This window comes from Rhodococcus sp. PvR099, from assembly GCF_017833315.1.
GTDB classification, from domain to species: domain Bacteria; phylum Actinomycetota; class Actinomycetes; order Mycobacteriales; family Mycobacteriaceae; genus Rhodococcus_G; species Rhodococcus_G oryzae.
The window spans coordinates 4,440,093-4,451,787 of the sequence record NZ_JAFIBV010000001.1; the positions used below are offsets into that span (position 1 = coordinate 4,440,093).

Sequence of the window (11,695 nt, forward strand, 5' to 3'; positions counted from 1 at the left end):
CCGCAATCGAGCACACGACGGCGGTGCGAACTCGCGATCGGGGGGCATCGTCGAGATAGGTAGGAATGCTCACGACATGAAACATCAACTGCCATTGATGGTTTGTTACATGTCCCAGGTCGACGGCCTCGCTCGACCAGACCTCCGGCCCAATCCTCGGTGATGATCCCTGCTCCACATCCCCAAGCCGACGAGGTGACTGTGGCATGTTCCAATGGGAAGAGGCGCGGACAGGGGGAAATGGTCGCGGCGGAAGCGAAGTGGGCCGACGCGGCCGACTTCGCTACAAGGGGAGGGGTTGCAGTGCGCATGGTCCTTGGGGGACGGGCCCGGCGATCGCGTGTCGTCGTCGCGGCGGGGTCCGCGGTGCTCATCGGGTTCGCCGGGAGCGTCACTGCCACCGCGGCGCCGGTCTCGGAGGTGGGTGTCCCTCCTGGGTTTGCCGAACAGGAGCTCCGCTGGCGTCCGTGTCCGTCGGACCTCCTCGACCACGCGCTGGCCGGCGGCGGCTACGCGGCGGCCCGATCGGCCGTACTGCCCGGTCTCGACTGCGCACGCATCCGCACCCCGCTCGACTGGGCGCATCCCGCCGACGGGCGCGAGGCGACCTTCTGGATCTCGAGGCTTCCCGGTACAGGCAGTGCGACCACACCGCTGCTGACCAGCACCGGCGGTTCGGGCGCCGGTACCCTCCTCGATCCGCACAGCTTCTCCGGCGGAATGCCGAAGCTCCGGGAATCGTTCGACCTCGTCGGTTTCGACGCGCGGGGAACATCCACGTCGTCGACGGCGCAGTCCTGCGATCCGGCCGTTTCCGGGGATCCGGGCCTCCTCGGGACCGGGCCGCGGGAGGGCTACGACATCCTCGACTTCTCGGCGCCCTCCGTGGCCCGTCAGCTGGACGACGCCCGGCGGTGGACCGAGCGATGCCTCGCCGGGGCGGCCACGACCCCGGATGGCGCGTCGACGGCACCTTACGTCACCTACTGGCAGACGGTGCGTGACCTCGACCTGGTGCGGCAGCTCCTGCGCGCGGACAAGTGGAGCTACCTCGGGGTGTCGCAGGGGACCGCGCTCGGGCGAGAGCTGGCGCGGACCTTCCCCGGCCACGTCGACCGATGGGTGCTCGATTCCGTCGTCGATCCGCTCAGGAGCCCGAACGCGGTTCTGCAAGAACGGTATCGGGCCCGGCAGCAGGCCGTCGAGACCGAGTTCGCGCCCTGGGCCGCGACCCGCGGAACCGTCCTCGGCGACAACGCGGATCGGGTACTGGCGTCGATCACGAAGCTCCGCGCCGACCTCGCCGTCCGGCCCATCCGGCTTCCCGGGGGCCAGGCGTTCACCGCGAACGACCTGAACCCCATCCTGTTCGGTGTCGGGAACGCCGCCAACGAGGCCGTGCTGTCGAAACTTCTGACGATTCGCGCGGCGGTGCAAGGGGGTTCGTCACCCGCGTCGGTCCAGGCGGTCGTCGCGATGGTCTCCCAGTTCCAGCTCTCGCCGCTGATCGACCGCGAGCTGGGTGCCGTTCTCTCCGGCGCCCCGCGGCAGGGCTGGTGGACGGCCTACAACTGCAATGCCGCGGAATGGAGCCACGACACCAATGCCGTCCTCGCGGAGCAGCAGTGGGCGGCCGAGCAGGCGCCGCTGACGTACCTCGGGATGGGGTTCTCCGCCGTGTGCGCGCAGTGGCCGTTTCCTGGGCGGGCGGATTCGCAGTCGGAGTGGGGCGAGGTGCCGGGCATGCTGCTGATCACCAACGAGCGTGACGCCGTCACACCGGCCGGCGGCGCGCGCGCCCTCCGCGACCTGGTCGCCGGTTCGCGACTGGTCACGGTGGAGGGCAAAGCCGCCCACCTCGTCCTGCCCCAGCGGACTCCGTTCGGGCTCCCCGGCGGCGTTCCGGGAACCAGCTCGTGCGCCACGGACATCGCCGTCCGCTACCTGACGGCCGGTGAACTGCCGCCGAAAGACCAGACCTGCAAAACCAATTGAGCCTGGAGGCCATGGTGGACAGCGAGACGTCGAAGCGATCGCGGCCGCGCCGCGTCCTCCGTGTTGTCGGGCGGGTGATCGCCGGCGTCGTCGCTGTGGCCGTCCTCGCCGTTGCGGTCTCGGCCGGCTTCCATCGGTGGCAGACACCGCGCGACAAGGCGGCCATCGAGGAAGCGATTGGTGCCGATCACCGCTATGTCGAGGTGGACGGGCGCCGGATGAGCGTCGCGGTCCAGGGATCGGGACCGCGCACCATCGTCATGATGCCCGGACTGGGCACGCCGGAACCCATCCTCGGCTTCGCCCCGCTGGCTCGTCGCCTGGCGGAGAAGAACACGGTCGTCACCGTCGAGTACTTCGGGCTGGGCCTCAGTGACGGCACCGACGCCCCCCGCACCAGTGAGGCGATCGTGACCGAGACGCGGGCCGCGCTGCGCGGTCTGGGGCTGAACGGTCCTTATGTCCTGATGCCCCATTCGATCTCGGGTCTGTATGCGACGTGGTGGGCCACGCACCGGCCGGACGAGGTTGCCGCCGTTGTGGGCTTGGACGACGAGCGCTACACCTCGGACGGCGCCAAGGGCGACCCGGACTGGCCGGGCTGGATGTCCAAAGTCACCTCTGTCGGCGGCATCCGCGACCTGATCGCCCTGGACAAGCGCACCGATTACCTGGGCCTGGTGGCCGACTATCGGCAGAGTCTCGGCGATGCCGCCGAGTACACCCCGGACCAGCAGGACCGGTACCTGGGGGCGTACTCCTGGGTGTTGAACCCGACGATGCTGGACGAGGTCGCCCGCGAGCCGGAGAACGTGCGAGCGGTCGAGGGGGCCGTGTTCCCGCCGACGTTGCCGGTCCTGTCGATTTTGGCTGCCTCCTCGCTCGAGGCGGAACCGGAGTGGGGGCCCTCACACCGCGCGGCGATCAGCAATCCGTCGATCCAGCAGGTCGCGATCCTCGACGGCCATCACTATCTGTTCCACGTTCAGGCGGCGACGATCGCCGCGCTGACGGAGCGTTTCCTCGACGACCACGTCAAGGCGCCCTGAGCCGGCGAATTGTGGTCTTGTTGATTTGAGTGATTCTGGGCCTGTCGGCGATTCCGGAAAGTGGGCACGATTCGGTGCATGGAGCAGATCAGGAGATACGCCGACCTCGCCAGAAGTGACCGATCCGATCTCGACGCGGTGCTGGACGCCGCTGCGGTGGGCACCCTCTCGACCGTGGTGGACGGACTGCCGTGGGTGGTGCCCATGCTCTACGCCCGCGGCGGTGACCGCATCGTGCTGCACGGGTCGACGGGTGCCGGCGCCCTGCGGCACGTCGCGGCCGGCGCGCCAGTGGCGTTCTCGGTGACGATGCTCGACGGGATCGTGGTGGCGGACACCCTGTTCGACTCCACGGCCAACTATCGGTCGGCCGTCGTGCGGGGCCGCCTGACCGCGTTCAGCGGGGACGGTGCGGTGGATGCCCTCGACTTGTTGTCCGATGCGCTGATCCCCGGCCGGAGCTCGGAGGTGCGCACCCACACGAAGAAGGAGCTCGCGGCGACCCTGGCGATCGCCCTGCCGATCGAGCCGGGCTGCTGGACGGTCAAGGTGCGCGACGCGCCACCGCCCGCGCCGTCGGCTGCCTCCGGCGACTGGGCGGGCGTGGTCCCGCTGCGGACCGTGGCCGGTGAGCCGGAACCCGCACCGTGGGTGCGGGAGGGCGTCCCGGAACCGGAATCCGTGCGCCGACTGGTCACCGCGGTGAGGGTGTGACGACCTCCATCGGCCAAACCCCTAGTGACAGCATGCTGTCTATATGACAGAATGCTGTCATGAGGAACCAAGTGGTGCACCTGGCCATCTACGACACCCTCGCGGACTGGGAGACCGGTCACGCCATCGCGCACATCAACCAACGTCAGTGGCAGCGCGAACCGGGTCGCTACTCGGTGTCCACCGTCGGGCTGACCCTGGACCCGGTGACCAGCAGCGGCGGCGTGCGCATGATCCCGGACCTCCTCCTGGCCGATCTCGACCCCGGGGACAGCGCGATGCTGATCCTGCCCGGGGCCGATACCTGGATCGGGGGCGACACCCTGGCGCCGTTCGCGGCAAAGGCGCGCGCGTTTCTCGACGCGGGCGTGCCGGTCGCGGCGATCTGCGGCGCGACCTACGGGCTCGCGGGCGAGGGCCTGCTCGACGACCGTGACCACACCAGCAACGTCGCGTACTTCCTGGCCATGACCGGCTACGCGGGCGGCGGCCGGTACCGGGACGAGCCCGCGGTGACCGATCGGAACCTGATCACCGCGGGCGCGACGAACCCCGTCGAGTTCGCCCGCGAGATCCTGGGGCGCCTCGATGTCTACACCCCGGAGGTGCTCGACGCCTGGTATCGGCTGTACGCGCACTCGGACGCGAGCGCGTTCGAGGTGCTGCAGGCGGCGACCGCGCAATGACCGAGCCGAAGCCGTCGGAGCTGCTCGCCGGCGCCGCCCTGACCGCGTTCCGGCTCAACGGCCAGTTCCTGGCGGTGGCGGAGCAACTGGCCCGGCCGACCGGTCTCACCGCCGCGTGGTGGCAGGTGCTCGGCGCGATCGTCGACGAACCACTGCCGGTCGTGGGCATCGCGCGGGCTATGGGCATCACCCGGCAGAGCGTGCAGCGGATAGCGGACCTGATGGTGGACAAGGGATTCGCGGAGTACCTGCCGAATCCCGCCCACCGCCGGGCGAAGCTGCTGCGTCTGACCGCCCAGGGTCGGGCGGCGATGCGGCGCATCACGCCCGACCAGCGGGCCTTCGCCGACCGGCTCGCGAATCAGCTGGGGGTCGAGGAACTCGGCCGTGCGCTGGAGGCGCTGGAACAGCTGTCGGCGGCCCTCGACGTGCTGGCGGACTGACCCGCCGAGAGGGGGCCCGGTCCCGAATCCGTCAGCGCGGGACGTCACCCGCGTTGCGCAGCACAGCCCGGTTCGATGCGATATCCACGCGCACCAGCGGCGGTGCCCCGTCCGCGTCGTCCTCGCGATGCATCAGGGACACCTGGCGCTGCTCGAACTCGTGATGCTTCGAGCCCTGGAACATCGCCGTGACCTGCTCGAAGCCGGTGGCCGACACGGTGCCGCGCCCACCGCGGCGGGTCCACGGCAGGAAACGGCCGCCGGTGAGGCGATTGAACAGGGTCTCGGCGAACGCGGCCAGGACGAGCAGGCACACCAGCCCCGGAATCGTCATCGCGAACAGCATCCCCATGCGGTCCGAGTGTAGGCGCGATCTCGAGGATGTGGATCGGACGTCGGCGGTTCGGCATGCTGTTTCGGTGACCACGCGATACCCGCCGATCGAGCCGTACGAGACGGGCCTGCTCGATGTGTCCGACGGGCATGTCCTCTACTGGGAGAGCGTCGGCGACCCTGACGGGGTGCCGGTGCTGTTCCTGCACGGCGGTCCTGGCTCCGGCGCTACCGCCGGTGCCCGACGGTATTTCGACCCGGCGCGGAGCCGGGCGGTGCTGTTCGATCAGCGCGGCTGCGGCCGCAGTCGCCCGCTCGCGGACGGACCCGACGCGGACCTCTCCTCGAACACCACCGCTCACCTGGTGGCGGACATCGAGCGGCTGCGCGAGCATCTGGGTATCGACCGGTGGATCGTGAGCGGGATGTCGTGGGGTGTGACGCTGGCACTGGCCTACGCGCAGCAGCACCCCGGCCGGGTGCCGGCGATGGTGCTCGGCGCGGTGACCGCCGGCACCCGCGTCGAGATCGACTGGATCACCCGCGCGATGGGGCGGGTGTTCCCACAGGAGTGGGAGCGATTCGTCGAGGGGGTCCCCGAGGCCGAGCGCGGTGGTGATCTCGCGGCGGCCTACGCGCGGCTGCTGTCCGACCCGGATGCGGCGGTTCGTGAGGAGGCGGCCAGGAAATGGTGCGAGTGGGAGGAGGCGCACGTGTCCCTGGTGCCTGACTGGCAACCGAGCCAGCGGTACTCGGATCCGTTGTTCCGCAGCATCTTCGCACGTATGGTCACGCACTACTGGAGCAATGACTGCTTTCTCGAGGAGGGGCAGGTCATGGCCTCGATGAACCGGATCGCAGCGATCCCGGCCGTTCTCGTCCACGGTCGCTACGACGTGTCCGGTCCGTTGGACACCGCGTGGCGGATGGCCCGGCTGTGGCCGGCGAGTCGGCTCGTGGTCGTCGACGATGCGGGGCACGGAGGCGGTGGCTTCGTCGCGGAGTTCACGGCAGGCGTCGATGCAATGCTTGCCCGCGTTCTGAATCCCTAGCTGATAGCCTCCGGGAGTCGCCGAAAGACGACCGTGACACATTCGAGGAGGTGAGACCCGTGAACGCTGTATCCACTGGGTGCTCCCCCTGTTCTTCACGGTCGGGCGACTGAAATAGACGTCGCCGGGAGCGCCCCCACAAGGCAATCCCGAAAGGCAACGACCTATGCATTTCACTGCGGAGACATCGTCGAACGGTGTCGTCGAACGCAATTTCACTCTGGGTGACATCACCGGCCTGCTCTGGTCGCCGGCATCCGGCTCCGAGCCCGCGCCGCTGGTGCTGATGGCGCACGGTGGCGGCCAGCACAAGAGAGCTCCGGGAATCCTGGCCCGCGCGCACCGGTTCGTGAGGGCCTGCGGTTTCCACGTCGCCGCCCTCGACGCGCCCGGGCACGGTGAGCGGCCCCGAACCGCGGCGGACGAGCAGCACATCGCCGTCCTGCGGCAGGCTCAGGCCGCGGGCGAGCCGCTCGGCCCGGTCGTCGTGGAGATCCACAAGGACCTCGCAGCTCGCGCCGTGCCGGAATGGCGGGCGACGCTGGACGCTCTCCTAGCGTTGCCGGAGATCGGCGCCGACGTCCCGGTCGGCTTCTGGGGCATCATGCAGGGCACCGGGATCGGGGTGCCGTTGACGGCGGCCGAGCCCAGGATCGCCGCGGCCGTCTTCGGTTGCCTCGGGCATGAATCGCTGACCGAGGCTGCGGCACAGATCACCGTCCCGATCGAGTTCCTGCTCCAGTGGGACGACGAGCACGTCGAACGTCAATCCGGTCTCGCTCTGTTCGACGCCTTCGCCTCGAAGGAGAAGTCGTTGCACGCCAACGCCGGCGGGCACGTCGACATGCCCAGATTCGAGATGGACAGCGCGACCCGCTTCTTCGCCCGTCATCTCGGACAGGTCGGTGCGTCACCGGCCTGACGTGACGGGAATCGGGTCGTGTTGTTCGGAATCCGGCCCCGGGATTCGGTCGCTTATGTATAAATGGGTCGTCCCTCGAGTCGGTCGAGGCGGCAGATCCCAACGGTGAGAAGGAGTCTCGATGCTGGTGTTCGACCCCGTCATCTCGTTGTTCAACGAGATCGCCAGTGCGCTCGGTTCTAGCGACTTGGTCGTCGAGACCTAGGACCACTCCGGAAACGGTGGGTCGAGTCACTGGATTCGACCCACCGTTTCCGTGTTCGGGGGTGTCCGCGGTCGCGGCGCCCCACGAGTTCAGATGTCGAAGTACGTGCCGGGCACCGGCGTGTGCAGGCGTGCGTCGAGTCCGGCGGACTCGAACGCCGCCGCGAACCGGTCCGCGCCCTCGGTGAAATGCGCCCAGCCGTCGGTGTGCACGGGGATGACGACGGACGGGTTGAGGATCCGGGCCACCTCGACCGCCTCCGCCGACGTCAGGGTGACCGGCACCGGGAAGCGGCCGGGATCCGCGGCCCCGGCGAAGAGGACCGCGATGTCGACGGGGCCGAGCCGTTCCCCGATCTCGCGGGTCAGCTCGACGGACGCGTTGTCCCCCGAGACGTAAATCGTGGGAATCCCCTTGGCGCTGAGCACGAACCCGGTGACCGTGCCGGTGATCGGTTCGCATCCGGCGGGGCCGTGCAGCGCCGGGACCGCCGTGACGGTGAGTTCGCGGCCGTCCGGGGCGGTGACCGTCGTGTGGTCCCACGGTGCGAGTCCGGTCACCCCGGCCAGTCGCCCGGCCGCCTCCGGCGTGGAGAGCACCGTTTCGACCCGGCCGAGCAGTCGGCGGCCCGCGTCGTCGAGATTGTCCGCGTGCTGATCGTGCGACAGGAGCACGAGGTCGATGGGGCCGAGCGCCTCCGCGGGGAGCGCGGGCGCGGTCAGCTTGGTCAGGGTGACGCCGCCCTCGTAGCTGCCCGGCTCGTCGAACGTCGGATCGGTGAGGATGCTCAGGCCGGCCACCTTCAGGTGCAGGGTGGGGCCACCCACGAGGACCGCCCGAACGCCGTGCGCCGCTGCGGAACCGGTCGATGTCGTGCTCGCTGTTGTCGAGGTCATGCCCCAAGCATCGGCCGTTCGCCCAGGCGGGACCAGTGGCCCTCAGGACATGTTTCGCTAAGATCGGGCCATGGTCAGTTCGGTCGCGGTGATTGCCTTTCCCGACATCAGCCCGTTCCACCTCTCGGTGCCGTCGCTGGTCTTCGGGCACGCGGAGAACCGCGGCACGGCGCCGCGCTACCGGGTCACCATCTGCGCCGAAGATCCGGGCATCCTGCCCACCAACGCCGGCTACGACGTCGCGGTGCGGAGTTCCCTCGACGCGCTGGTCGAGGCGGACACGGTGGTGGTCCCGAGCTGGGTGCAGGCCCGCCGGCCGTCGGATGCGTTGCTCGAGGCGATCCGGCGGGCGCACGGGCGCGGGGCGCGCATCGTCGGACTGTGCCTGGGCGCCTTCCCGATCGCCGATTCCGGGATCCTCGACGGGCGCGAGGCGGCGACCCACTGGCATGCCGCGGAGGACCTGGCGCGTCGGCATCCGCAGGTGACGGTCAGATCGGACGTGCTGTGGTCGGATCTCGGCGACGTGGTGACCTCGGCCGGTACGGCCGCGGCGCTCGACTGCTGCCTGCATCTGGTCCGATCGGACCACGGTGTCTCCGCCGCGACCGCGCTCGCCCGTCGACTGGTGCTGGCTCCCCACCGCAGCGGCACCCAGGCGCAGTTCATCCCGGTCCCCGTGCGCGAGCAGGACGGTGAGGACGAGATCGAGCGGGCGATGGCGTGGGCCCGGATGAACCTGTCCGAGCCCGTCGACCTCGATCACTGGTCGCGGGTGGTCCTGATGACCAGGCGCACCTTCACCCGGCGGTTTCGCGAGCGCACCGGGTCGAGCCCGCAGCAGTGGCTGCTCGTGCAGCGGCTGGATCGGGCCCGGCTGCTGCTGGAGACGACGGAGCTCGGCGTCGACGCGGTGGCCGGCGAATCGGGCTTCGGGTCGCCTGCGTCGCTGCGGCTGCATTTCGGGCGCGCGTTCGGAATCAGCCCGTCGGCGCATCGGGACCTGTTCTCGACCGGGTGACCGGGCGCCGCCCGCGTCCTTGGGGAGGGCCGCCGCGGGCAGAAACCGCGGCGGAATCCGCGTCGCGGTGGCAACGTGGCCCTCATGAGGGCATTCCGATTCTCGTACAACATCTTCGGACTCGGCTCGCGCAATGACCTCGTGGACAGTTGTCGCCGCGCCGAGCGCCTCGGCTACGACACGGTGTTCGCCGCGGACCACCTGGGCGTCGCCGCACCCTTCCCCGTGCTGGTCGCCGCGGCCGCGGCGACCGAGCGGCTGCGCGTCGGCACGCTGGTGCTCAACGCCCCGTTCTGGAATCCGGCGCTGCTGGCACGCGAGATCGTCACCGCCGACATCCTCACCGGCGGCCGCCTGGAGGTCGGCCTCGGCGCGGGTCACATGAAATGGGAGTTCGACGAGGCGGGCATCGCGTGGGAACCGTTCGGCGCAAGGGCGGAGTCGCTGCTCACCACGATCGACCGGCTCCGCCTGCTGTTCGCCGACGCCGGTTACGAGCAGCAGTCGGGACTGCGGGAGGCCTTCGGGGTCGCAGTGCTCCGACCCACTCAGCGCGTCGGATTCGGCGGCTTCGGACCGCCGCTGAACGTCGGGGGCACCGGCGACCGGATCCTGCGGATCGCGCCGGTCATCGAGCGGGTGCGCGCGCTCGGCGGTTGACGGCCTTTCGCCGCCATCAACGGTCGGCCGCGCGTGTAGCGTTCCGGGTATCCCGCTCCGATACCCGGGGCGGGCGGTCGGAGGTCAAGGGGACGACGGTGGACCGGGCGCGAGAACGACGGCCGACCAGCGCAGACGTCGCGCGTCACTCCGGAGTGTCGAGGGCCACCGTGTCCTATGTGCTCAACGGTCGCGACGACCACCCGATCAGCGAGCAGACGAAGCGACGCGTGCTGGCGAGCGTCGACGCCCTCGGGTACACGCCGAACCTCACGGCGAGCGCTCTGCGCGCCGGTCGCAGCAACATCGTGCTGATGCCGATGCCCGACATCCCGCTCGGGTTCGCGGTCGACGCGATCCTGCAGGGGCTCGATCTGGGTCTGTCGGAGCGGGGGCTCCGCTTCCTCCTGCACGGCGACCGCAATTCGGGCGGCGTGGCCGGTGCCCGCGCGTGGGCGCAGCTCCGCCCGGCAGCGGTCTTCACCGACACCTCGCGCTGCGACGCCGAGGCGGCGGCGCTGCTGCGGAGGGCCGGGGTGCGGGCCGTGCTCCTCGCCGGACCAGAGGTGGTCCCGTACGCGCCGACCGCGCGGTTCCAATTCGATTCGCTGGCCGACTGTGCGGCAAGGTATCTCGCGGTCCGACGCGGCTATCGACGACTCGCGTGCCTGGTGCCGGGGGCCGAACTCGCCGAGCTCGGGGAGCGCCGGTTCCGGGTGTTCGCGTCGGCGGCCGCGCAGGAAGGGGCCTCGGTCGAACGGGTCGACTGCGCCCTGTCGATCGACAGCCTGCTCCCCGTCCTCTCGGTCTGGCGCGATCCGGGACGCCGCCCGGACGCGGTGTACGCGTACGACGACGAGTTCGCGTTGGTGCTGATCCAGGCGCTGCGGGAGGTGGGGCTGGAGGTGCCGCACGACATCGCCGTCGTCGGGTCCGACAACCTGCCGCTCGGCGCGATCCTGCGACCGCACCTGACGACGACCTGCGTCGACCTGCCGGCTGTCGCGTCGGGCCTGGCGGAGTCGATTCACCGTCTGGTCGACGGACTCCCCTTCGAACCGCTCGGCGATCTCTTCGCCCCGCGAGTGGTGGTCCGGCAGTCGGCCTGACGGGTCACCGCGGGGTGATGACGGCCCGGTCCCCGGTTTCGGCGCGGACGGCGATGACCCGGCTCGTCAACGCCCAGCCGGTGTCGGTCCGGGTCCACGAGTCGTCGTAGTCGCCGAGGCATTCGTAGACCGCGCCCTCGTTCGTGCCCGCGCCGACGTGGAACGCGCGGAAGTACGACCGAGTCCGGGCGGTGTCCCCGTCCAGCTGCACCTGCACGTTGCCCATGAGGTGTTGCGTCGGGCCGCATGCGTCCAGGTGGGCCCGGACCACGGCGAGAACCGCGTCGGCGCCCTCGACGAAGTAGGCGCGGGCGTCCTCGGTCATCGACGACCGGAGCCCTGGCCAGTCCTTCGCGTCGAGTCGGGCCTGGAACCGGTGCAGGCTGTCGACCACCGCCTGGTGATCGAGCAGCTGCCCGAAGTCGGCGGGCGGAGTCGATCGGAACGTCGAATCTGGCCCATCAGTTCGCACAGCTGCGCCGCCCTTCCCTGGTTGATTCGTCATGTTTCCCCTGGCCCAACGGGTGACACGTGTAACACTCTATGCGCCCGCCTTCCGGTGCCACGGGGTTTCCCGCTGAGTGAGACGGGTCACATCGGGTCCGGGTGT

12 protein-coding genes and 1 pseudogene are annotated in these 11,695 nt (G+C 70.0%); 10 read left to right on the forward strand and 3 right to left on the reverse strand.

Annotation, left to right across the window (positions count from 1 at the left end; translation table 11 throughout):
• Positions 1-309: 309 nt before the first annotated feature.
• The 5 genes from JOE46_RS20465 (at position 310) to JOE46_RS20485 (ending at position 4,887) form a co-directional block, all read left to right on the forward strand.
• Complete coding sequence (locus JOE46_RS20465; protein ID WP_245222165.1) at positions 310-1,995, forward strand: alpha/beta fold hydrolase; 1,686 nt, start codon at positions 310-312, stop codon at positions 1,993-1,995.
• An 11-nt stretch (positions 1,996-2,006) separates the two neighbouring features.
• Positions 2,007-3,044: an alpha/beta fold hydrolase gene (locus JOE46_RS20470; protein WP_245221126.1), complete on the forward strand. Its 1,038-nt coding sequence runs from the start codon at positions 2,007-2,009 to the stop codon at positions 3,042-3,044.
• A gap of 78 nt (positions 3,045-3,122) precedes the next feature.
• Positions 3,123-3,758 carry a pyridoxamine 5'-phosphate oxidase family protein gene (locus JOE46_RS20475; protein ID WP_097211727.1) on the forward strand — a complete coding sequence of 212 codons (636 nt, stop codon included), beginning with the start codon at positions 3,123-3,125 and terminating at the stop codon, positions 3,756-3,758.
• 59 nt (positions 3,759-3,817) lie between these two features.
• The gene (locus JOE46_RS20480) at positions 3,818-4,444 is read left to right on the forward strand and encodes a DJ-1/PfpI family protein (protein ID WP_097211726.1); all 627 of its coding nucleotides are present in this window, start codon (positions 3,818-3,820) and stop codon (positions 4,442-4,444) included.
• On the forward strand, positions 4,441-4,887 hold the full coding sequence (locus JOE46_RS20485; protein WP_097211725.1) for a MarR family winged helix-turn-helix transcriptional regulator: 447 nt from the start codon (positions 4,441-4,443) through the stop codon (positions 4,885-4,887). The genes JOE46_RS20480 and JOE46_RS20485 overlap by 4 nt, the downstream gene beginning before the upstream one ends.
• Positions 4,888-4,918: 31 nt before the next feature.
• On the opposite strand, the gene JOE46_RS20490 is transcribed toward JOE46_RS20485, so the two are convergent.
• A complete protein-coding gene (locus tag JOE46_RS20490) occupies positions 4,919-5,239 on the reverse strand; it encodes a DUF6191 domain-containing protein (RefSeq protein ID WP_097211724.1) in 321 nt (106 codons plus the stop codon).
• Positions 5,240-5,306: 67 nt separating this feature from the next.
• Here JOE46_RS20490 and pip point away from each other — a divergent pair, with 67 nt between their 5' ends.
• Positions 5,307-6,272: a prolyl aminopeptidase gene (gene pip, locus JOE46_RS20495; RefSeq protein WP_257017467.1), complete on the forward strand. Its 966-nt coding sequence runs from the start codon at positions 5,307-5,309 to the stop codon at positions 6,270-6,272.
• A gap of 166 nt (positions 6,273-6,438) precedes the next feature.
• Positions 6,439-7,194 (forward strand): alpha/beta hydrolase, encoded by a 756-nt coding sequence (locus JOE46_RS20500; RefSeq protein ID WP_209928263.1) that lies wholly within the window; start codon positions 6,439-6,441, stop codon positions 7,192-7,194.
• Between the two features lie 294 nt (positions 7,195-7,488).
• On the opposite strand, the gene JOE46_RS20505 is transcribed toward JOE46_RS20500, so the two are convergent.
• Positions 7,489-8,295, reverse strand: coding sequence for an MBL fold metallo-hydrolase (locus tag JOE46_RS20505; RefSeq protein WP_097211721.1), 807 nt, complete (start codon positions 8,293-8,295; stop codon positions 7,489-7,491).
• Positions 8,296-8,365: 70 nt separating this feature from the next.
• Between JOE46_RS20505 and JOE46_RS20510 the strand changes: the two genes are divergently transcribed.
• The 3 genes and pseudogenes from JOE46_RS20510 (at position 8,366) to JOE46_RS20520 (ending at position 11,085) form a co-directional block, all read left to right on the forward strand.
• Positions 8,366-9,316 (forward strand): GlxA family transcriptional regulator, encoded by a 951-nt coding sequence (locus JOE46_RS20510; RefSeq protein WP_097211720.1) that lies wholly within the window; start codon positions 8,366-8,368, stop codon positions 9,314-9,316.
• 84 nt (positions 9,317-9,400) lie between these two features.
• Positions 9,401-9,940, forward strand: a pseudogene (locus JOE46_RS20515) (LLM class flavin-dependent oxidoreductase); the annotation flags it as partial.
• Positions 9,941-10,074: 134 nt separating this feature from the next.
• Positions 10,075-11,085, forward strand: coding sequence for a LacI family DNA-binding transcriptional regulator (locus JOE46_RS20520; RefSeq protein WP_097211718.1), 1,011 nt, complete (start codon positions 10,075-10,077; stop codon positions 11,083-11,085).
• 4 nt (positions 11,086-11,089) lie between these two features.
• Here JOE46_RS20520 and JOE46_RS20525 read toward each other — a convergent pair whose 3' ends face one another.
• On the reverse strand, positions 11,090-11,590 hold the full coding sequence (locus JOE46_RS20525; protein WP_097211717.1) for a nuclear transport factor 2 family protein: 501 nt from the start codon (positions 11,588-11,590) through the stop codon (positions 11,090-11,092).
• Between the last annotated feature and the right edge of the window lie 105 nt (positions 11,591-11,695).

Excerpts from the sequence above, each read along its gene's own strand:
- JOE46_RS20470 (WP_245221126.1), top strand. The coding sequence starts at position 2,007 with ATGGTGGACAGCGAGACGTCGAAGCGATCGCGGCCGCGCCGCGTCCTC.
- JOE46_RS20475 (WP_097211727.1), top strand. The coding sequence starts at position 3,123 with ATGGAGCAGATCAGGAGATACGCCGACCTCGCCAGAAGTGACCGATCC.
- JOE46_RS20525 (WP_097211717.1), bottom strand. The coding sequence starts at position 11,590 with ATGACGAATCAACCAGGGAAGGGCGGCGCAGCTGTGCGAACTGATGGG.
- JOE46_RS20510 (WP_097211720.1), top strand. The coding sequence starts at position 8,366 with ATGGTCAGTTCGGTCGCGGTGATTGCCTTTCCCGACATCAGCCCGTTC.
- JOE46_RS20490 (WP_097211724.1), bottom strand. The coding sequence starts at position 5,239 with ATGGGGATGCTGTTCGCGATGACGATTCCGGGGCTGGTGTGCCTGCTC.
- JOE46_RS20505 (WP_097211721.1), bottom strand. The coding sequence starts at position 8,295 with ATGACCTCGACAACAGCGAGCACGACATCGACCGGTTCCGCAGCGGCG.
- JOE46_RS20465 (WP_245222165.1), top strand. The coding sequence starts at position 310 with ATGGTCCTTGGGGGACGGGCCCGGCGATCGCGTGTCGTCGTCGCGGCG.
- JOE46_RS20480 (WP_097211726.1), top strand. The coding sequence starts at position 3,818 with ATGAGGAACCAAGTGGTGCACCTGGCCATCTACGACACCCTCGCGGAC.
- JOE46_RS20485 (WP_097211725.1), top strand. The coding sequence starts at position 4,441 with ATGACCGAGCCGAAGCCGTCGGAGCTGCTCGCCGGCGCCGCCCTGACC.
- JOE46_RS20500 (WP_209928263.1), top strand. The coding sequence starts at position 6,439 with ATGCATTTCACTGCGGAGACATCGTCGAACGGTGTCGTCGAACGCAAT.